This window comes from Streptomyces colonosanans, assembly GCF_001866645.1.
GTDB classification, from domain to species: Bacteria; Actinomycetota; Actinomycetes; order Streptomycetales; family Streptomycetaceae; genus Streptomyces; species Streptomyces colonosanans.
The window spans coordinates 50026-68806 of sequence record NZ_MLYP01000039.1 but is presented as its reverse complement, the minus strand read 5'-3'; the positions used below and the strand labels follow the sequence as shown (position 1 = coordinate 68806).

The following is an 18781-nucleotide window of genomic DNA, read 5'->3' as shown; positions in this document are numbered from 1 at the left end:
GATCCAGGAGCTCGCCGACCGGGTCGGTGGTCGTCTCAGGCGAAACACAGCACGACTTCGAACGCGCTCCGAGCCCTCGGCGGCCCGCACCCTCACAGACCGGTCGCCCCTCACGCCCCGCCAACCGCTCCAGGCACACGCGTCCAGCACCGCCCTGCCGCCCCACCCGCGTAAACCGCCGAGCCACGACCCGACGGGCGCCACCGCGAGTGCTCAGCCCGGTTCCCGGCACCGCCCCGCCCCCGCCGCATGCCTCTCGTTGCCGCCCGCGCACACGTCGCCAGGCTGCTTCGGCGATGCCCGGTGTTCGAATACCTGCGGCGTTACGGTCATTCTCCACAGATCTGGTGACTTTCTTCCGTCCACATGCTGGGGACTGTGAAGTTGTCCAGATCGCATCCACAGGCTGTGCTGTTGAACGACGATCAGCCCAGCTCAGCCGGTTGTGGATTGGTGGACGAACGATCTCCACAGGTTGTGGACAGGGAGAAGATCCACAACCTGTGCACCTGGTTGTCCACCGGCAACCCACAGGCTGGGGCCGGTTGTCCCCAGTGATCTCCGGCTTCTCCACACCCCTGTCCACTGTTCGGCAACATGAGGTGTCTCCTCACCGGGGCGAGTGAAAGGCGTCACACCGAGACGCCGGACTGGGCTGTGGGAAAGGCGGGTAAAGCTGGGGACAGCGCTGGGGAGAAGTGCCCCGAGGCTGTGCACGGGGTGTGCAGAACTTTCCGTTCTCCACAGAGACCCCCGGTTGTCCACCGCTTCCACCCACAGGGCCGGTGGACAAAATCTCGCTGCTGAGCTGGGAAAACGTGGTTATCCACGGTATCCACAGGCCCTACTACTACTCCCACTCAGAGAGACCAGGGAATTCGTCTGGAAGTGGGCCCTGTGCACAACTCGGTCTCCGGTTCCCGGCTGCCCCTCATCGCGACTTGACCCCGAGAGGCACCTACTGTCAGTGCGGTGCGTCAGACTGGACCCCTGGTGTCCTGCCCCTCCCAGGGAGCCGCGACACCGAGTCAGACGACGAAGGCCAAGCAGGGCGAGAGCGCCGGCAACAGCAGGAGGCGGCTTACGGTGAAGATCCGGGTGGAACGCGACGTACTCGCGGAGGCAGTGGCCTGGGCGGCGCGCAGCCTCCCGGCCCGTCCGCCGGCGCCTGTCCTCGCCGGCCTGCTGCTGAAGGCCGAGGACGGCCAGCTGAGCCTGTCCGGCTTCGACTACGAGGTCTCGGCGCGCGTGTCCGTGGACGCGGAGGTCGAGGAGGAGGGCACGGTCCTCGTCTCCGGCCGTCTCCTTGCCGACATCTGCCGCGCCCTCCCCAACCGTCCGGTGGAGATTTCCACAGACGGTGTACGGGCGACGGTGGTCTGCGGCTCCTCGCGGTTCACCCTCCACACCCTTCCTGTGGAGGAGTACCCGGCGCTGCCGCAGATGCCGAGCGCGACGGGCACGGTCCCCGGCGAGGTGTTCGCCGCGGCCGCCGCCCAGGTCGCTATCGCCGCCGGCCGCGACGACACGCTGCCCGTCCTCACCGGTGTGCGCATCGAGATCGAGGGCGACACGGTGACGCTGGCCTCCACCGACCGCTACCGTTTCGCGGTCCGCGAGTTCCTGTGGAAGCCGGAGAACCCGGACGCGTCCGCGGTCGCCCTGGTGCCCGCCAAGACGCTCCTGGACACCGCCAAGGCGCTGACCAGCGGTGACAGCGTCACCCTGGCGCTCTCCGGCTCGGGCGCGGGCGAAGGCCTGATCGGCTTCGAGGGCGCCGGACGGCGCACGACGACGCGCCTCCTGGAGGGCGACCTCCCGAAATACCGCACGCTGTTCCCGACGGAGTTCAACTCGGTCGCCACCATCGAGACCGCCCCGTTCGTGGAAGCCGTCAAGCGCGTTGCTCTGGTTGCCGAGCGCAACACCCCGGTGCGGCTCAGCTTCGAGCAGGGCGTGCTCATCCTGGAGGCCGGCTCCAGCGACGACGCACAGGCTGTGGAAAGGGTCGATGCCCAGCTGGAGGGCGACGACATCTCGATCGCCTTCAACCCCACCTTCCTGCTGGACGGCCTGAGTGCGATCGACTCGCCGGTGGCCCAGCTGTCCTTCACGACGTCCACGAAGCCCGCGCTGCTGGGCGGCAAGCCTGCCGTGGACGCCGAGGCGGACGAGACGTACAAGTACCTGATCATGCCGGTGCGGCTGAGCGGCTGACGACCGTCCACAGCGCTTCTGGGCCCGGTGACTCACCAGGCCCAGAAGCGAAGCCACAGGTCGGGGTGCACGAGTGAGCGCGTACACCCACAGGTGTGGGCGACGGCCCGGGTTTACGCTCGGACGCGGGTACGAAAGTGCCCTCACGCCACATCGCAACCTAAGGAACACTTGATGGAGCTCGGTCTCGTCGGCCTCGGCAAGATGGGCGGCAACATGCGCGAGCGGATACGCCGCGCAGGCCACACCGTCATCGGATACGACCGCAACCCGGACCTCGCCGATGTCCACAGTCTGGAAGAGCTTGTGGGCAAGCTCGAGGGCCCCCGCGTGGTGTGGGTGATGGTCCCGGCCGGCGCTCCGACACAGTCCACGATCGACGAGCTGGCCGAGCTCCTGGAGCCCGGTGACATCGTCGTGGACGGCGGGAATTCCCGCTGGACGGACGACGAGAAGCACGCCGAGGAGCTGGCGGCCAAGGGCATCGGCTTCGTCGACTGCGGTGTCTCCGGCGGCGTCTGGGGCCTGGAGAACGGCTACGCGCTGATGTACGGCGGCGACGCGGAGCACGTCGCCAGGGTGCAGCCGATCTTCGACGCCCTCAAGCCCGAGGGCGAGTTCGGCGCGGTGCACGCGGGCAAGGTCGGCGCGGGCCACTTCGCGAAGATGGTCCACAACGGCATCGAGTACGCGATGATGCAGGCCTACGCCGAGGGCTGGGAGCTGCTGGAGAAGGTCGACTCGGTGGAGAACGTCCGCGAGATCTTCCGCTCCTGGCAGGAGGGCACGGTCATCCGTTCCTGGCTGCTGGACCTGGCGGTCAACGCCCTCGACGAGGACGAGCACCTGGGCAAGCTGCGCGGCTTCGCGCAGGACTCCGGTGAGGGCCGCTGGACCGTCGAGGCGGCCATCGACCACGCCGTGCCGCTCCCGGCCATCACGGCGTCCCTCTTCGCCCGCTTCGCCTCCCGTCAGGACGACTCCCCGCAGATGAAGATGATCGCCGCCCTGCGCAACCAGTTCGGCGGCCACGCGGTCGAGAAGAAGTAATCCACAGGACCGCCCGGCGGTCCACAACCCCGGAGAGATCGGCGAACGACCATGCACGTCACGCATCTGTCGCTGGCCGACTTCCGCTCGTACGCCCGGGTCGAAGTCCCGCTCGACCCGGGCGTCACCGCCTTCGTCGGACCCAACGGCCAGGGCAAGACGAACCTCGTGGAGGCGGTCGGCTACCTCGCCACCCTCGGCAGCCACCGCGTTTCCTCCGACGCCCCCCTCGTCCGCATGGGCGCCGACCGCGCCATCATCCGGGCCGCGGTCCGTCAGGGCGACCGTCAGCAACTGATCGAGCTGGAGCTGAACCCGGGCAAGGCCAATCGCGCCCGCATCAACAGGTCCTCGCAGGTCAGACCGCGTGATGTGCTTGGCATCGTGCGGACGGTGCTGTTCGCGCCGGAGGACCTCGCCCTGGTCAAGGGCGACCCCGGCGAGCGCCGCCGCTTCCTGGACGAGCTGATCACCGCCCGCTCCCCACGCATGGCCGGCGTCCGCTCCGACTACGACCGGGTCCTCAAGCAGCGCAACACCCTCCTCAAGACGGCCGCGCTGGCCCGCCGGCACGGTGGGCGCTCCATGGACCTGTCCACGCTCGACGTCTGGGACCAGCACCTCGCGCGCGCCGGTGCCGAACTGCTCGCCCAGCGCCTCGATCTGATCGCCGCGATCCAGCCACTCGCCGACAAGGCGTACGAGCAGCTCGCCCCCGGCGGCGGTCCGGTCGCCTTGGACTACAAGTCGTCCGCGCCCGGCGAGGCCCACACCCGAGAAGCCCTCTACGAGCAGCTGATGGTCTCTCTCGCCGACGCCCGTAAGCAGGAGATCGAGCGCGGTGTCACCCTCGTGGGACCCCACCGGGACGATCTGCTGCTCAGCCTCGGCCGGCTGCCCGCCAAGGGATACGCCTCCCACGGCGAGTCCTGGTCCTACGCGCTGGCCCTGCGCCTGGCGTCCTACGACCTCCTTCGCGCGGAGGGCAATGAGCCGGTGCTCGTCCTCGACGACGTCTTCGCCGAGCTGGACGCTCGCCGCCGCGAGCGCCTGGCGGAGCTGGTCGCGCCCGGCGAGCAGGTTCTGGTGACCGCCGCGGTCGACGACGACGTACCGCATGTCCTGACGGGGACGCGGTACGCCGTGTTCGAGGGCACGGTGGAGCGCGCATGAGCACCGACGAACCCGCAGCGAAGAAGACCCCGGAGCTCTCGGGTGTGGACCTCGCGCGCGTGGCGCTCAGGGCCGCGAAGGAACAGGCGCGGGCGCGTGGGGACGCGGCGCAGCAGAAGAAACAGGCGCGGCGCGGCGGACTGCGCTCCGGTGCACGCGCCGACGGCCGTGACCCGATGGCGCTCGGCGCGGCCATCAACCGGCTGATCACCGAACGCGGCTGGGAGACCCCGGCCGCGGTGGGCGGTGTGATGGGGCGCTGGCCGCAGATCGTCGGCGATGACCTCGCCAAGCACTGCGTCCCCGAGCGGTATGACGAGGACGAGCGTGTCCTGGCCGTGCGGTGCGACTCCACGGCGTGGGCGACGCAGCTGCGGCTGCTGGCCCCGCAGCTGGTCGCGCGTCTCAACGAGGACCTGGGGCACGGCACGGTCCGGCTGCTCAAGGTCCACGGCCCCGGCGGTCCCGCCCGCCGCTTCGGTCCCCTGCGTGCTCCTGGGAGCACGGGACCCGGTGACACCTACGGGTGACGGACATCACTAAAGGGCCGTCGAGACAGGCTTCGGCGGCCCTTTCGCCGTGCCTGCGCGCGGTCACGAAGATCGATGTGACTCCGAAGTAGCCAAGGGTTGACAGCTGGAAGCGCTGAGTGCCTCTCAGAGGCTCTTGGAGCCCCGCTCCGCATATAGGGAGTCGGCTGAGACCGATTGAGGGCGGCACATGCGTACTCAGGTACCGGCAAACCCCCATCACTGTCGGCGCTACCGGTAGACTGGAAGCCAATCCCGCCCCAAACGTGGGGACCGCCCGGGAAAAGCTGAGCAACGCTGATCAAGGCTTACCAACGCAACATGCCGCAGCCGCTCCGGCAACCCGCCGACGAGCCTGGCTCGTGCTGTGCCAGAAAGGGCGCTTCGTGGCCGATTCCGGCAACCCCAACGAGAACATCCCGTCCATCGGCGCCGACGTGAACGGCGCGACGACCACCTCGAACAGTGAGGTCAACGCGTCGTACGACGCCAGTGCCATCACCGTCCTCGAGGGTCTGGACGCGGTCCGCAAGCGACCCGGCATGTACATCGGCTCCACGGGTGAGCGTGGCCTGCACCACCTGGTGCAGGAGGTCGTCGACAACTCGGTCGACGAGGCGCTCGCGGGCTACGCGGACACCATCGACGTGACGATCCTCGCCGACGGCGGCGTCCGCGTCGTCGACAACGGCCGTGGCATCCCGGTGGGCATCGTGCCCTCCGAGGGCAAGCCGGCCGTCGAGGTCGTGCTGACCGTGCTGCACGCGGGCGGCAAGTTCGGCGGCGGCGGCTACGCGGTCTCCGGCGGTCTGCACGGCGTGGGTGTCTCCGTCGTGAACGCCTTGTCCACGAAGGTCTCCGTCGAGGTCAAGACCGACGGGTACCGGTGGACACAGGACTACAAGATGGGCGTCCCGACGGCCCCGCTGGCCAAGCACGAGGCGACCGAGGAGACCGGTACCTCGGTCACCTTCTGGGCCGACCCGGAGATCTTCGAGACCACCGAGTACTCCTTCGAGACGCTGACCCGCCGTTTTCAGGAGATGGCCTTCCTCAACAAGGGCCTGAAGATCCGGCTCACCGACGAGCGCGAGTCGGCGAAGGCCACCAGCGGCGCGGACGAGGCGGGCGCCGACGAGAAGGCCGAGGTCAAGTCGGTCACCTACCACTACGAGGGCGGCATCGTCGACTTCGTGAAGTACCTCAACTCCCGCAAGGGAGAGGTGGTGCACAACACCATCATCGACCTGGAGGCCGAGGACAAGGACAAGAGCCTGTCCCTCGAGGTCGCGATGCAGTGGAACAGCGGCTACAGCGAGGGCGTGTATTCCTTCGCCAACATCATCCACACCCACGAGGGCGGTACGCACGAGGAGGGCTTCCGTGCGGCGCTGACCTCGCTGATCAACAAGTACGCGCGCGACAAGAAGCTGCTGCGCGACAAGGACGACAACCTCACGGGCGACGACATCCGCGAGGGTCTGACCGCGATCATCTCGGTCAAGCTGAGCGAGCCGCAGTTCGAGGGTCAGACGAAGACCAAGCTGGGCAACACGGAGGCGAAGACCTTCGTGCAGAAGGCGGTCTACGAGCACCTCAACGACTGGCTGGACCGCAACCCGAACGAGGCCGCGGACATCATCCGCAAGGGCATCCAGGCGGCAACCGCGCGCGTGGCTGCCCGCAAGGCCCGTGACCTCACCCGTCGCAAGGGCCTCCTGGAGTCGGCGTCCCTGCCGGGCAAGCTCTCCGACTGCCAGTCGAACGACCCCACCAAGTGCGAGATCTTCATCGTCGAGGGTGACTCCGCCGGCGGCTCGGCCAAGTCCGGCCGCAACCCGCAGTACCAGGCGATCCTCCCGATCCGAGGCAAGATCCTCAACGTCGAGAAGGCGCGGATCGACAAGATCCTGCAGAACCAGGAGATCCAGGCGCTGATCTCCGCCTTCGGCACGGGCGTGCACGAGGACTTCGACATCTCCAGGCTCCGCTATCACAAGATCATCCTGATGGCGGACGCCGACGTCGACGGTCAGCACATCAACACCCTGCTGCTGACCTTCCTGTTCCGCTTCATGCGGCCGCTGGTCGAGGCCGGGCACGTGTTCCTCTCCCGCCCGCCTCTCTACAAGATCAAGTGGGGCAGGGACGACTTCGAGTACGCGTACTCGGACCGCGAGCGCGACGCCCTGATCGAACTGGGGCGCCGCAACGGCAAGCGGATCAAGGACGACTCGGTGCAGCGCTTCAAGGGCCTCGGCGAGATGAACGCCGAGGAGCTGCGCGTGACGACCATGGACATCGACCACCGCGTCCTCGGCCAGGTCACCCTCGACGACGCCGCCCAGGCCGACGACCTGTTCTCGGTCCTCATGGGCGAGGACGTCGAGGCACGCCGCGCGTTCATCCAGCGCAACGCCAAGGACGTTCGCTTCCTCGACATCTGACGTCGGTCTCAGCTGACCGCACCAGGAAGGATCTTCACCAGCAATGGCCGACGAGAACACTCCGACCACCCCTGAAGAAGAGGGCGGCGAGACCACCGTCCGCATCGAGCCCGTCGGGCTCGAGACGGAGATGCAGCGCTCGTACCTCGACTACGCGATGTCCGTCATCGTCTCGCGTGCGCTGCCCGACGTACGGGACGGTCTCAAGCCCGTGCACCGCCGTGTCCTGTACGCGATGTACGACGGCGGTTACCGGCCCGAGAAGGGCTTCTACAAGTGCGCCCGCGTCGTCGGCGACGTCATGGGCAACTACCACCCGCACGGCGACTCCTCGATCTACGACGCGCTGGTCCGCCTCGCGCAGCCGTGGTCGATGCGGATGCCGCTGGTGGACTCCAACGGCAACTTCGGCTCCCCGGGCAACGACCCCGCCGCCGCCATGCGCTACACCGAGTGCAAGATGGCGCCGCTGTCCATGGAGATGGTCCGCGACATCGACGAGGAGACCGTCGACTTCACGGACAACTACGACGGTCGCTCCCAGGAGCCGACGGTCCTGCCGTCCCGCTTCCCCAACCTGCTGATCAACGGTTCGGCCGGTATCGCGGTCGGCATGGCGACCAACATCCCTCCGCACAACCTCCGTGAGGTCGCGGCCGGCGCCCAGTGGTACCTGGAGCACCCGGAAGCCTCGCACGAGGAGCTGCTGGACGCCCTCATCGAGCGCATCAAGGGCCCCGACTTCCCGACGGGCGCACTGGTCGTGGGCCGCAAGGGCATCGAGGAGGCCTACCGCACCGGCCGCGGCTCGATCACCATGCGCGCGGTCGTCGAGGTCGAGGAGATCCAGAACCGCCAGTGCCTGGTGGTCACCGAGCTGCCGTACCAGGTCAATCCCGACAACCTTGCGCAGAAGATCGCCGACCTGGTGAAGGACGGCAGGATCGGCGGCATCGCGGACGTCCGCGACGAGACGTCGTCCCGCACCGGTCAGCGCCTGGTCATCGTGCTCAAGAGGGACGCGGTCGCCAAGGTCGTCCTGAACAACCTCTACAAGCACACCGACCTGCAGACGAACTTCGGCGCCAACATGCTGGCGCTCGTCGACGGTGTGCCGCGCACCCTCTCCCTGGACGCGTTCATCCGTCACTGGGTCACGCACCAGATCGAGGTCGTCGTCCGCCGCACGCGCTTCAGGCTGCGCAAGGCCGAGGAGCGCGCCCACATCCTGCGCGGCCTGCTGAAGGCCCTGGACGCCATCGACGAGGTCATCGCGCTGATCCGGCGCAGCGACACCGTCGAGATCGCGCGCGACGGCCTGATGAGCCTCCTGGAGATCGACGAGATCCAGGCGAACGCCATCCTCGAGATGCAGCTGCGTCGCCTGGCCGCCCTGGAGCGCCAGAAGATCGTCCAGGAGCACGACGAACTCCAGGCGAAGATCACCGAGTACAACGCGATCCTCGCCTCGCCGATCCGCCAGCGCGGCATCATCAGCGAGGAACTGACCGCGATCGTCGAGAAGTACGGTGACGACCGCCGCAGCAAGCTGGTGCCCTTCGAGGGCGACATGTCCATCGAGGACCTCATTGCTGAGGAGGACATCGTCGTCACGGTCACCCGGGGCGGCTACATCAAGCGCACCAAGACCGACGACTACCGTGCCCAGAAGCGCGGCGGCAAGGGCGTGCGCGGCACGAAGCTCAAGGAAGACGACATCGTCGACCACTTCTTCGTGTCCACGACGCACCACTGGCTGCTGTTCTTCACCAACAAGGGCCGCGTCTACCGGGCGAAGGCCTACGAGCTGCCCGACGCCGGCCGGGACGCGCGTGGTCAGCACGTCGCGAACCTGCTCGCCTTCCAGCCGGAGGAGTCGATCGCCCAGATCCTCGCGATCCGCGACTACGAGGCCGCGCCGTACCTGGTGCTCGCCACCAAGGGCGGTTTGGTCAAGAAGACGCCTCTGAAGGATTACGATTCGCCGCGCTCCGGCGGCGTCATTGCGATCAACCTCCGGGAGATGCCGGACGGTTCGGACGACGAACTGATCGGCGCCGAGTTGGTCTCCTCGGAGGACGATCTGCTCCTGATCAGCAAGAAGGCACAGTCGATCCGGTTCACCGCGACCGACGAGTCCCTGCGCCCGATGGGCCGCGCCACCTCGGGTGTGAAGGGGATGAGCTTCCGCGAGAGCGACGAGCTTCTCTCGATGAATGTTGTCCGACCGGGTACGTTCGTGTTCACTGCCACCGACGGTGGGTACGCGAAGCGGACCGCCGTTGACGAGTACCGCGTCCAGGGTCGCGGCGGCCTCGGAATCAAGGCTGCCAAGATCGTCGAGGACCGCGGCTCACTCGTCGGCGCGCTGGTGGTCGAGGAGAGCGACGAGATCCTCGCCATCACATTGTCAGGCGGTGTGATTCGTACACGAGTCAGTGAGGTCAGGGAGACGGGCCGTGACACCATGGGCGTCCAACTGATCAACCTGGGCAAGCGCGATGCCGTGGTCGGCATCGCTCGTAACGCCGAGGCGGGACGCGAGGCGGAGGAAGTCGACGGCGACGAGGCCGTGGACGAGACCGCCGAAGGTGCCGCGAGCACCGGCACGGACGAGGGTGAGGCGCCCTCGGCCGAGTAGCACGAGGAAGTGAGTCAGCGTGAGCGGAGCCACGGGCGCCGGATCGACCGGTAGGGACACGGACGGCGGCGGCCGTGGCTTCGTCACGGACTCGACGAACTCCTATGGCTTTCATGGATCCCAGGGGGGAACTGTGACGGAGAACCGAGGCCCGCAGACCCAGTATGCGGCTGGAGCGGGCTCGGCCGCCCCCGGCGCACAGCCGGCAGCGGCCCCGGCGGGTGACACGTCGCCCGCCTCCCCGCTGCCGGGGGAGCGCCAGCCGCAACCCGCGGGGCCATACCATCCGCCGCAGGCCTACCAGGCGAAGCCGCCGACGGGGGCCGTGCGCCGTCCGCGGACCGGCGCGCGCACCACACCCCGCACCCGCAAGGCTCGCCTGAGGGTGGCGAAGGCCGACCCGTGGTCGGTGATGAAGGTCAGCTTCCTGCTCTCCATAGCCCTCGGCATCTGCACGATCGTGGCGTCGGCGGTGCTGTGGATGGTCATGGACGCGATGGGCGTCTTCTCGACGGTCGGCGGCACGATCTCGGAGGCCACCGGCTCGAACGACGCGAACGGCTCGAACGGCTTCGACCTCCAGTCGTTCCTGTCCCTGCCGCGCGTCCTGACCTTCACGACGATCATCGCGGTCATTGACGTCGTCCTGGCCACTGCTCTCGCGACGCTCGGTGCGTTCATCTACAACATCTCGGCGGGCTTCGTGGGCGGTGTCGAGCTGACCTTGGCGGAGGACGAGTAGCCGCCCGCCGGCGTCCTCCGGACGCAGGCCCGAAGCGACGTCGGGCCTGAGAGCGCATCCCGGTCAGGGGTGCGCTCCACTCATGTCCGGGCGGCCGTAGCCCGGCTCCGGCTATCGATTTTGGGACTTCCCACGTCGTGCGCTAATCTTCAGGAGTCAGCGCGCGGGACACACCGCAAAGCGCGGCGGGGCTATAGCTCAGTTGGTTAGAGCGCATCCCTGATAAGGATGAGGCCACAGGTTCAAATCCTGTTAGCCCCACAGATGAAGATCGCAAAGAGCGGGCGTCTCCCCAGGTGGGAGGCGCCCGCTCTGCGTTTCGGGCTGGGGTGGGGTGCGGGCTGCCTCGGTGAGGTGGTTCATACGAGGTGACGCCGCGCCGTGACCGTCTCTCGCCGGCACCTCGCCCCAGCCGAACTTCAGGTCACCGAGTACGGCCCCGGCTTGATGGGCGCGGCGCAGAGCCGGCTGCTCTCGCTCTGCTGCCGTCCAGGGAGGAGCATGAGAGGTGAGTGACCAAGGGAGGCCCACCATGAAAACCGGAGCCTCGGATTACGACGCCGGGCTGTACTCTCACACCCCCTCCCAGGCCGAAGGCGAGCGCGACGAACCAGCCGAGCGTACGGCCATGGAGCAGCACCCGGACGTTCCCAGGACCGAGCCGTCCCAGGCGGAGGGTGAGAGGGCGGACGACACTGGGACCGCATAACCACGACAGGCGATCAGCGAACGGCGCACGCGGCGGAGCCCCGGCGCCGCGCGCAACGCGGTCCGGGCTCGACGCGACGGTATGGCCGCGGCTGTCGCGGATGTCCTCGACGTGCTGGTGACACGGGCCAAGTCCAACATCAACGGCCCGGCACCTTGAGGTGCCGGGCCGTTCGCCGTGCGGGGCTTGGTACGCAAGTTCGCCGGTGGAGTATTGCGGGTCCCCCGGGTGGGGGGAGCGGGGGGCCGGGTCAGGGCTGGAAGCGCGGGGTCCGCTTGAAAGGGATGACGGGTTCGGTGCGGGGCCTGGGGACCGAGGGGGTGAGTGGGTCGGCTGCGGCGGTGTCCGTGCGTGGGCGGTGGCGGCAGCTCGGGGAGGCGTTGTGGGCCTCCGCGCGGATGCGTTGCTTCATCGTGGGGGGCAGGGCCCGTTCGCGGGCCGCTCTGCGGTGCACCGGCTTCGGCTTCGGCGGCGTCAGGCGCGTGCTGCTGTTGCGAGCCGACTCGGGCTGGGGTACGGCCGCCGCAGCGGTCGTGGTGACGAGTCCGAGCGCGGTGCACAGTGCAAGGAAGGCGGTGACGATGGCGGTCCACAGCTTCATGACCTTGTTCGCGGCCATGGCCCCTCACTTTCGGGTACGGACGATTTGCGTACTTTGCTCATGATGTGTATGTGGGCTGTGATGTGGTGGACCGACGCCCGTGGCGCATTGATCTTCGGATGAACACCACTCGGATGGGCGTAAGAGCGCCGGAAAACTCAGGAAAAGCAGGGGAGAGCGGCGAACATCACAGTCTGTGATGTGGGACCACCTGGAGATCGAGGCGGCATCTTCTGGTCGTCGTGCGCCGTAATGCGCTGTGCCAGGCCGGAGTTGAGGAGCAGATGCAGGTCACCGATCGATATCGATCGGTGTGTATAGTCGGGCGACAGAGGTCCTCTACGTCAAGGAAAGACGAGGTCGCGCGGTGAAGAAGCTTCTCCTGGTCGCACTGGCCGCCATCGGCGGGCTCCTCGTGTACCGCCAGATCCAGGCGGATCGCGCCGAGCAGGATCTGTGGACGGAGGCGACTGACTCCGTGCCCACGGGTTCGTGAGTTCCGACAGACGCCACAGACAACTGGTTCAGAGCAGGCCCCGACCGCCGCTGCGGTCGGGGCCTTGTGTTGTCCCGGTGGCATAGGGCGCACTCGCGGGAGGATCGCCCGCTCCGGGTTCCGGCCGGAGGGCGGTGTCGCCCCCTTCCGTCAGGAACACCGCCGGCCGCGCCCGGCGCCCTGCCTCCCGCCTCCGTGGGCCCCGCCGGCGCCGTGCCGGCCGTCGGAGCGGGATGGGTCAGGGCCATGGCCGCGGTGGGCGGCGCAGGAGGCCGCTCCGCGGCCGCGGCAAGCGCCCTGCGCGCCTTTGTGGCGGCGCGGAACCGCGCGGCCGGGCCTCGGGCTGCAACAGCGTCGCCACGACCTTTCACGACGGCCACAGGGGTGCCGTGCGACCCTCGGTGAGACAGTCGCCGACGGTCGGGACGCCGGAACGATCAGCTCTGATGGGACTGGTAGTGGGTGACCGCGTCGGAGGTGCGGCCTGCGCCGTACACCCGGAGGAACTCCGCCAGTTCCGGATGGGTCGGGGCGAGGGAGTCCGCCGCCTCGATGATGTCCCCGGCCGCCGCCACCGAGCGCAGCAGCGACTGGATCTCGCGGACCACCCGCTTGACCGTGGGAGCGCCCGAACTGTGCGTCGAATGCGTGGTGTTGTTGAGCACGGAGCCCCCCTGCGACTTTTTGATCTCGTCCATCCGCTCGGTCGCCTCGGCGGCGCTCACACTGCCGTCCGCGACCTGCCCCGCCAGCTCCTGCAGCAGTTGTACCCGCTGGACCACCGCGGGGTTGCCGATCTTGGCACGCTGACCGCTCATCAGCTGCGACAGCATCGGAGCGGACAGTCCCAGCACACCGGCAAGACGGGCCTGGTTGAGACCGAGATCGTCGATGAGCTTACGGAAGAGCACCCCCAACGGCTCCCCGTACCAGTTCCGCTGCAGCTCCCGCGCCCGTGCGGTGGCTTCCTGCTGTGCGGCGTCCATTGCGTCTCCCCATCGCTTCCCCAAATACCGGGTTCGCTGTAGCGAACCACGACGAGCATCTTACGGAGCGTGGTTGTTCACGGGGACCCCCCTCTTTTTGTGAGATCCCGGGGGTGACCCGGTACGCTGGTCGGCAGCGCCCGGCGGCTCGCTTCCGCGTCGGCCGGACGCATCTCCTCCGGGGCCTTAGCTCAGTTGGTAGAGCGCTGTCTTTGCATGGCAGATGTCAGGGGTTCGACTCCCCTAGGCTCCACAACCCGGACCGGTCAGGTGCCCTCGTGGCGGCTGACCGGTCTTTCGTGTGCGGTGACCCGCGTCACACAAGATTCTTTGCAGTCGTTGCAATTCTTTGCGCAAACGACGCGCGGGTCCGAGGCCGCCGCAACCTTCGCACAGGTGTCCGGTGCGGCCGGGGGGTGGTGTGGGGTGGCGTGAAGGACCCCATATGGACCGGTATGTCCGAGGATGCGTAAGCAAAAGGATGCATTCCGTAAAGGCGGTCTCCATGGAACTCGCACATGCCATGCGTTGCAAACGTCATCGAGAGGGGAAGGCGTAAACGCTCCCATGGCAGCGGCCGATTCCAGGGAGGTCGCGGGGTTCCACGTGACACGACGCCGTGGGGAAGGAGACGTCAAGTCTCCTTCCCCACGGCGTCGTTGGAGCCCGGTCAGGTCCGGGCGTCGGGAACGGGCTCAGCGGCGGTCGCCGTTCCCCCCTTCGTCCTCGGCCTGCTTCGTCTGCATCTCGGGGTCCAGTGCGCTCGGCCCGCTGCCGTCCACCGACGCCAGACGGTCGCTCTGTGAGACCTCGGTCGCGGCCGGCGGCTCGACCAGCCAGTCGGGATTGGCCTGCTTGTCCCACCACTTCCAGGCGGCGAAGGCGCCGCCGACCAGCACGCCCAGCACCGCCAGGCCCTTCACGACGCGGCAGGCCCTGTCCCGCCGCTCCTGCCGGCGCACCAGCTGCTGGATCTGCTTCGGCGTGACCTGGCCGCGCAGCGCGGCCAACGCCGCGGCACTGCGGGCCGCAGCCTCCTCCCGCATGGGACCGGCGGCGGCGACCGCCTGCTCGATCCTCGGGCGGGAGTACTCGGCCGCCTGCCGCGCAGCCGTGCGGGTGTAGGTGGCAGCGCCCTGGGCGGCCTGATCCACCCTGGGCGGCACATGGGTGCGGGCCTGTACCAGGCGGGGGGCGAGATAGGCGCCATATTGGACGCGGGCCTGTTCGGCGGCCTGCGACACCTTCGGCGCGAGGCGGACGCGTGCCTCGTGCGCATAGTGCGCCGCCATGTCCTTGGCCGTGTCGGCGTAGGGCGCCACCACTTCCGCGGCGTGCAGCACGCTGTCTTTCGCCGAGCCGGTCGCGGCGCGCACGCTGTCGATGCGGGTCACGGCTTCCTCCTCCTCGGTGGCGTACGGTATTTCGACTTTCCGGCCTTTTCAGCCTTTTACGGATCATGCCCCGCGTAGGGCCCCCGGGCATGCGAGAGCGGGCATCCGGGTCATAGGGGTCTTCACAGGGCAAATCCGCTCCGAATCCGGGTGGGGGACGATCGGGATGACGCGTATGGGTCGATCACGTACGAGAGCAGATGAATACGGGGCGATAGGACCTTTATCGACGACACTGCCACGGATCGCCGCGCCGCGCTCCGCGACGGGACGACTCGACCGGACTTCCACGCCCCCCGGATCCCTGACCAGGCCACCGGCGGACCCGGAACCGGCGCCCTTCCCTCGTGCACACCACGGGATCACCACCGGATGTGTGCCGAGGGGTCGTGGCCGGGCGACGCACGGTCCGTCCCATGCGAGGATCGGGGAGTCACAGAGGACAACGGAAGGCAGATCGTGGCTGAGCAGCTTTACGCCACCCTGAAGACCAACCACGGCGACATCCAGATCCGGCTCCTGCCGAACCACGCGCCCAAGACGGTCCGTAACTTCGTCGAGCTCGCCAAGGGCGAGCGTGAGTGGACCAACCCCGCGACCGGCGAGAAGTCCACGAAGAAGCTCTACGACGGCACGGTCTTCCACCGGGTGATCAGCGGTTTCATGATCCAGGGCGGTGACCCGCTGGGCAACGGCACCGGCGGCCCGGGGTACCAGTTCGAGGACGAGTTCCACCCGGACCTCGCCTTCGACAAGCCGTACCTGCTGGCCATGGCCAACGCCGGCCCCGGCACCAACGGCTCGCAGTTCTTCATCACCGTCGCGCAGACGGCCTGGCTGAACCGCAGGCACACCATCTTCGGTGAGGTCGCCGACGCGGCCAGCCAGAAGGTCGTGGACTCCATCGCCGCCACCCAGACCAACCCGCGCACGGACCGCCCGGTCAACGACGTCGTCATCGAGTCCGTCGTCGTCGAGACCCGCGAGAGCTGAGCCTCACGAGGCACACCGCACGAGGGAACAAAGCGCCCCGCCCATCCGTACAAGGAAGGGCGGGGCACCCCGTTGTACGGAGAGTGAGAGGACCCCATGGAGCAGGCGCCAGGCAGCCCGCAGGACCCGCAGAACCAGGGACCGCACGGCGCTCGGGAACTGCCGACGTGCTACCGGCACCCGGACCGCGAGACCGGCATCCGCTGCGTCCGCTGTGAGCGCCCCATCTGTCCGGAGTGCATGGTCGACGCGGCAGTGGGCTTCCAGTGCCCGCAGTGCGTCCGCGGCGGCTCCGGCACGGGCCACTCACCGGCCGCCTCCCGGCCCCGTACGCTCGCGGGCGGCACCGTCACCGCCGACCCCCGGCTGCTCACCAAGCTGCTGATCGGCATCAATCTGGCCGTCTTTCTGGTCCAGCTCTCCGTGGGCGACCGCTTCACCGAGCGGTTCGTACTCCTCGGCCACGCCTACGTTCCGCAGCTCGGCTCGATAGAGGGCATTGCGCAGGGCCAGTGGTACCGGCTGCTGACCGCGATGTTCCTGCACGGCAGCTACATCCACATCCTGTTCAACATGCTCAGCCTGTGGTGGGTCGGTGCCCCGCTGGAGGCGGCCCTGGGGCGCGCCCGCTATCTCGCGCTGTACTTCTCCGCCGGGCTGGCGGGCAGTGCGTTCACCTATCTGATCGCCGCGCCCAACCAGCCCTCGCTGGGCGCCTCCGGTGCCATCTTCGGCCTGTTCGGCGCCACCGCCGTGCTGATGCGCCGGCTCAACTACGACATGCGCCCGGTCATCGCGCTGCTGGCGATCAACCTGATCATCACCTTCGGGCTGAGCGGCATCGCCTGGCAGGCGCACATCGGTGGACTCGTCGGCGGTGTCGTGGTGGGGTACGCGATGGTTCACGCGCCCCGCGAGCGGCGGAACCTCGTCCAGTACGGGACGTGCGCGCTGGTGCTGGCCGCAGTGGTCGTCATGACCTTGTTGAGGACCGCTCAGCTCACCTGAGTGGCGGGTAAGCACAGGTCGTAGCCCGAGGTTGTACCCAGCGTTGTCCACAGTCCAAATTGGATCTTGTGCATGCCACGGAGAACGCGCGTGCCCCCTGTCACCGACCGGAGTTTTCCCAGGTGGGACAGGGGGCGAACAGGTTTGCGAGGTCCGGTGATTCCGTCATACCGGCGTCAATGCTGCGGTGAGTTATCCACAGATCGTCGTTCTTTTTCCACCGCGCCCTCCACAGGGCTGTGGATAACTCGGTGTGCGGTCCGGGGCAGCACCGGCCGAGGACGGAGTGGACCCGCTACTTCCACTGCGTGGAGACGCCGAACCCTGCCGCGATGAATCCGAAGCCCACGACGATGTTCCAGTTGCCCAGGGCGTGGATCGGCAGGGAGCCGTCGGTCACGTAGAAGACGACGATCCAGGCAAGGCCGATGAGGAACATGGCCAGCATGACCGGTACGACCCAGCCGCGGCTGCCCAGATTGATATTCGTCGCCTGCTTCGACGGCGGCGGTGTGTAGTCGGCCTTCTTGCGGATACGTGACTTCGGCACGAGGGTCTCTCCTGTCGATGCGCTGCGTGGCCGCGCAGAGAACGGTGGCGGGCCCCGGGGCAGCGTACAAGGGGACACTGAGCACTCCCCCGGGCGTCCGTTAGCGTAGTGCTTCCGCGGCGCCGAAGGAGATAAGGGTACGTGAGCGATACGGCCGACACCCTCCAGAGGGGTTCCGGATCCCCGGAAACGGAGCCCACGCCTTCCCCCGCGCGCCGGTTCCGGCCCGTGCGCGTGCTCACCGCGGGCGTCTTCGCCCTCGCCGGGCTGATCTTCTTCATGAGCTTCGACACGGCCAAGGGCACCAACATCCGCACGGATTCCTCGCTGCTGAAGCTCTCCGACCTCATTCATGAGCGCAGCCACAAGAACGCCCGCCTCGACGAGTCCAACGCCGCGCTGCGCCACGACGTCGAGGCCCTGGCCAAACGCACCGGCGGCGGCACCGGCAAGGCCGAAGAGGCACGGCTCGCGGCGCTGGAGAAGAACGTGGGCACCCAGACGCTCACCGGCAAGGCCGTCACCGTCACCCTCAATGACGCCCCGCCGAACGCCACCGCCAAGCTCCCCGGCTACCCCGAGCCCCAGCCCGACTACCTGGTCATCCACCAGCAGGATCTGCAGGCCGTGGTGAACGCGCTGTGGCTGGGCGGCGCCGAGGGCATCAAGGTCATGGATCAGCGGCTGATCTCCACCAGTGCCGTGCGCTGCGTAGGCAACACCCTGATCCTCCAGGGGCGCGTCTACTCACCCCCGTACAAGATCACCGCGATCGGGAACCCGGACGCGCTCCAGCAGGCGCTCGCCGCCTCGCCCGCGATCCAGAACTACATGGTGTACGTCAACGTCTACGGCCTCGGCTGGAAAGTCACCGAGGACGGGACGGCGACCCTTCCCGGCTACTCGGGCACGGTGGATCTGCAGTACGCGAAGCCCGTGCAGTAGAAGGCCGAGCGGCGCCCCGGCGACGCGGTCGTTCTCGCCGACGCAACCCCCTGGTTCTCGTATCGGATCGACAAAGGCCCTCACAAAACCGTGCCGCCGGATGTCGCGGTGATCGACGCTGTGCCTGGTGGTCGGGGGGTACACGCGCCCGGGCCGCCGTCTGACACCGGCCGGCCACGCGCGATCCGGAAGGGGAGCGCGGTCACCGGCCGGTCGTCCGGGTGCATCTCGATTCCACACAGCCTGTGGAGGCAGGGAAATCGACGCCTGTGCGCCGTTAGTCTGGTGGCGTACGGCGT

Annotated in this window: 16 protein-coding genes, 2 tRNA genes and 1 pseudogene; 15 read left to right on the top strand and 4 right to left on the bottom strand. The window is 68.1% G+C overall.

The features are described from left to right. Nucleotides 1-1086 precede the first annotated feature (1086 nt). The 9 genes from dnaN to BIV24_RS34395 all read left to right on the top strand — a co-directional run bounded on the left by dnaN (nucleotide 1087) and on the right by BIV24_RS34395 (nucleotide 11509). A complete protein-coding gene (gene dnaN / locus BIV24_RS14285; RefSeq protein WP_071366666.1) occupies nucleotides 1087-2217 on the top strand; it encodes a DNA polymerase III subunit beta in 1131 nt (376 codons plus the stop codon). Nucleotides 2218-2310: 93 nt separating this feature from the next. Continuing rightward, entirely contained in the window at nucleotides 2311-3267 is a 957-nt protein-coding gene (gene gnd / locus BIV24_RS14280) for a phosphogluconate dehydrogenase (NAD(+)-dependent, decarboxylating) (RefSeq protein WP_483883272.1), read from the top strand. Between the two features lie 51 nt (nucleotides 3268-3318). Then, complete coding sequence (gene recF, locus BIV24_RS14275; RefSeq protein ID WP_071366664.1) at nucleotides 3319-4440, top strand: DNA replication/repair protein RecF; 1122 nt, start codon at nucleotides 3319-3321, stop codon at nucleotides 4438-4440. Continuing rightward, a complete protein-coding gene (locus BIV24_RS14270; protein WP_071366663.1) occupies nucleotides 4437-4970 on the top strand; it encodes a DciA family protein in 534 nt (177 codons plus the stop codon). Before recF ends, BIV24_RS14270 begins: the two co-directional genes overlap by 4 nt. Nucleotides 4971-5332: 362 nt before the next feature. After that, nucleotides 5333-7417: a DNA topoisomerase (ATP-hydrolyzing) subunit B gene (gyrB, locus tag BIV24_RS14265; RefSeq protein WP_071366662.1), complete on the top strand. Its 2085-nt coding sequence runs from the start codon at nucleotides 5333-5335 to the stop codon at nucleotides 7415-7417. Between the two features lie 43 nt (nucleotides 7418-7460). Then, entirely contained in the window at nucleotides 7461-10058 is a 2598-nt protein-coding gene (gene gyrA, locus BIV24_RS14260; RefSeq protein WP_071366661.1) for a DNA gyrase subunit A, read from the top strand. A 19-nt stretch (nucleotides 10059-10077) separates the two neighbouring features. Next, nucleotides 10078-10800, top strand: a complete 723-nt coding sequence (locus BIV24_RS14255; protein ID WP_079168258.1) for a DUF3566 domain-containing protein — start codon at nucleotides 10078-10080, stop codon at nucleotides 10798-10800. 187 nt (nucleotides 10801-10987) lie between these two features. Beyond that, nucleotides 10988-11061 (top strand) — tRNA-Ile (locus tag BIV24_RS14250). A gap of 271 nt (nucleotides 11062-11332) precedes the next feature. Beyond that, nucleotides 11333-11509 carry a hypothetical protein gene (locus BIV24_RS34395; RefSeq protein WP_177198719.1) on the top strand — a complete coding sequence of 59 codons (177 nt, stop codon included), beginning with the start codon at nucleotides 11333-11335 and terminating at the stop codon, nucleotides 11507-11509. A 250-nt stretch (nucleotides 11510-11759) separates the two neighbouring features. Here the strand turns inward: BIV24_RS34395 and BIV24_RS14240 are convergent, their stop codons facing one another. Further along, complete coding sequence (locus BIV24_RS14240) at nucleotides 11760-12128, bottom strand: DUF6344 domain-containing protein (protein ID WP_071366659.1); 369 nt, start codon at nucleotides 12126-12128, stop codon at nucleotides 11760-11762. A 349-nt stretch (nucleotides 12129-12477) separates the two neighbouring features. On the opposite strand from BIV24_RS14240, the gene BIV24_RS31885 reads away from it, so the two are divergent. After that, a complete protein-coding gene (locus tag BIV24_RS31885) occupies nucleotides 12478-12606 on the top strand; it encodes a DLW-39 family protein (protein WP_003999697.1) in 129 nt (42 codons plus the stop codon). Between the two features lie 437 nt (nucleotides 12607-13043). Here BIV24_RS31885 and BIV24_RS14235 read toward each other — a convergent pair whose 3' ends face one another. Continuing rightward, a complete protein-coding gene (locus tag BIV24_RS14235) occupies nucleotides 13044-13592 on the bottom strand; it encodes a DNA-binding protein (protein WP_071366658.1) in 549 nt (182 codons plus the stop codon). A gap of 180 nt (nucleotides 13593-13772) precedes the next feature. Between BIV24_RS14235 and BIV24_RS14230 the strand changes: the two genes are divergently transcribed. Next, nucleotides 13773-13845, top strand: a tRNA-Ala gene (locus tag BIV24_RS14230). A gap of 442 nt (nucleotides 13846-14287) precedes the next feature. Here BIV24_RS14230 and BIV24_RS14225 read toward each other — a convergent pair. After that, nucleotides 14288-14986, bottom strand: coding sequence for a DUF5324 family protein (locus tag BIV24_RS14225; RefSeq protein ID WP_071366657.1), 699 nt, complete (start codon nucleotides 14984-14986; stop codon nucleotides 14288-14290). 459 nt (nucleotides 14987-15445) lie between these two features. Here BIV24_RS14225 and BIV24_RS14220 point away from each other — a divergent pair, with 459 nt between their 5' ends. Together BIV24_RS14220 and BIV24_RS14215 are read left to right on the top strand one after the other, a co-directional pair. Then, complete coding sequence (locus tag BIV24_RS14220) at nucleotides 15446-15979, top strand: peptidylprolyl isomerase (protein WP_071366656.1); 534 nt, start codon at nucleotides 15446-15448, stop codon at nucleotides 15977-15979. A gap of 96 nt (nucleotides 15980-16075) precedes the next feature. Next, the gene (locus BIV24_RS14215) at nucleotides 16076-16987 is read left to right on the top strand and encodes a rhomboid family intramembrane serine protease (RefSeq protein ID WP_071366655.1); all 912 of its coding nucleotides are present in this window, start codon (nucleotides 16076-16078) and stop codon (nucleotides 16985-16987) included. Between the two features lie 295 nt (nucleotides 16988-17282). On the opposite strand, the gene crgA is transcribed toward BIV24_RS14215, so the two are convergent. Further along, nucleotides 17283-17537: a cell division protein CrgA gene (crgA, locus tag BIV24_RS14210; RefSeq protein WP_071366654.1), complete on the bottom strand. Its 255-nt coding sequence runs from the start codon at nucleotides 17535-17537 to the stop codon at nucleotides 17283-17285. Between the two features lie 228 nt (nucleotides 17538-17765). Between crgA and BIV24_RS14205 the strand changes: the two genes are divergently transcribed. Next, nucleotides 17766-18482 carry a DUF881 domain-containing protein gene (locus BIV24_RS14205; protein ID WP_071366653.1) on the top strand — a complete coding sequence of 239 codons (717 nt, stop codon included), beginning with the start codon at nucleotides 17766-17768 and terminating at the stop codon, nucleotides 18480-18482. 12 nt (nucleotides 18483-18494) lie between these two features. Then, nucleotides 18495-18763, top strand: a pseudogene (locus tag BIV24_RS35370) (sortase family protein); the annotation flags it as partial. Between the last annotated feature and the right edge of the window lie 18 nt (nucleotides 18764-18781).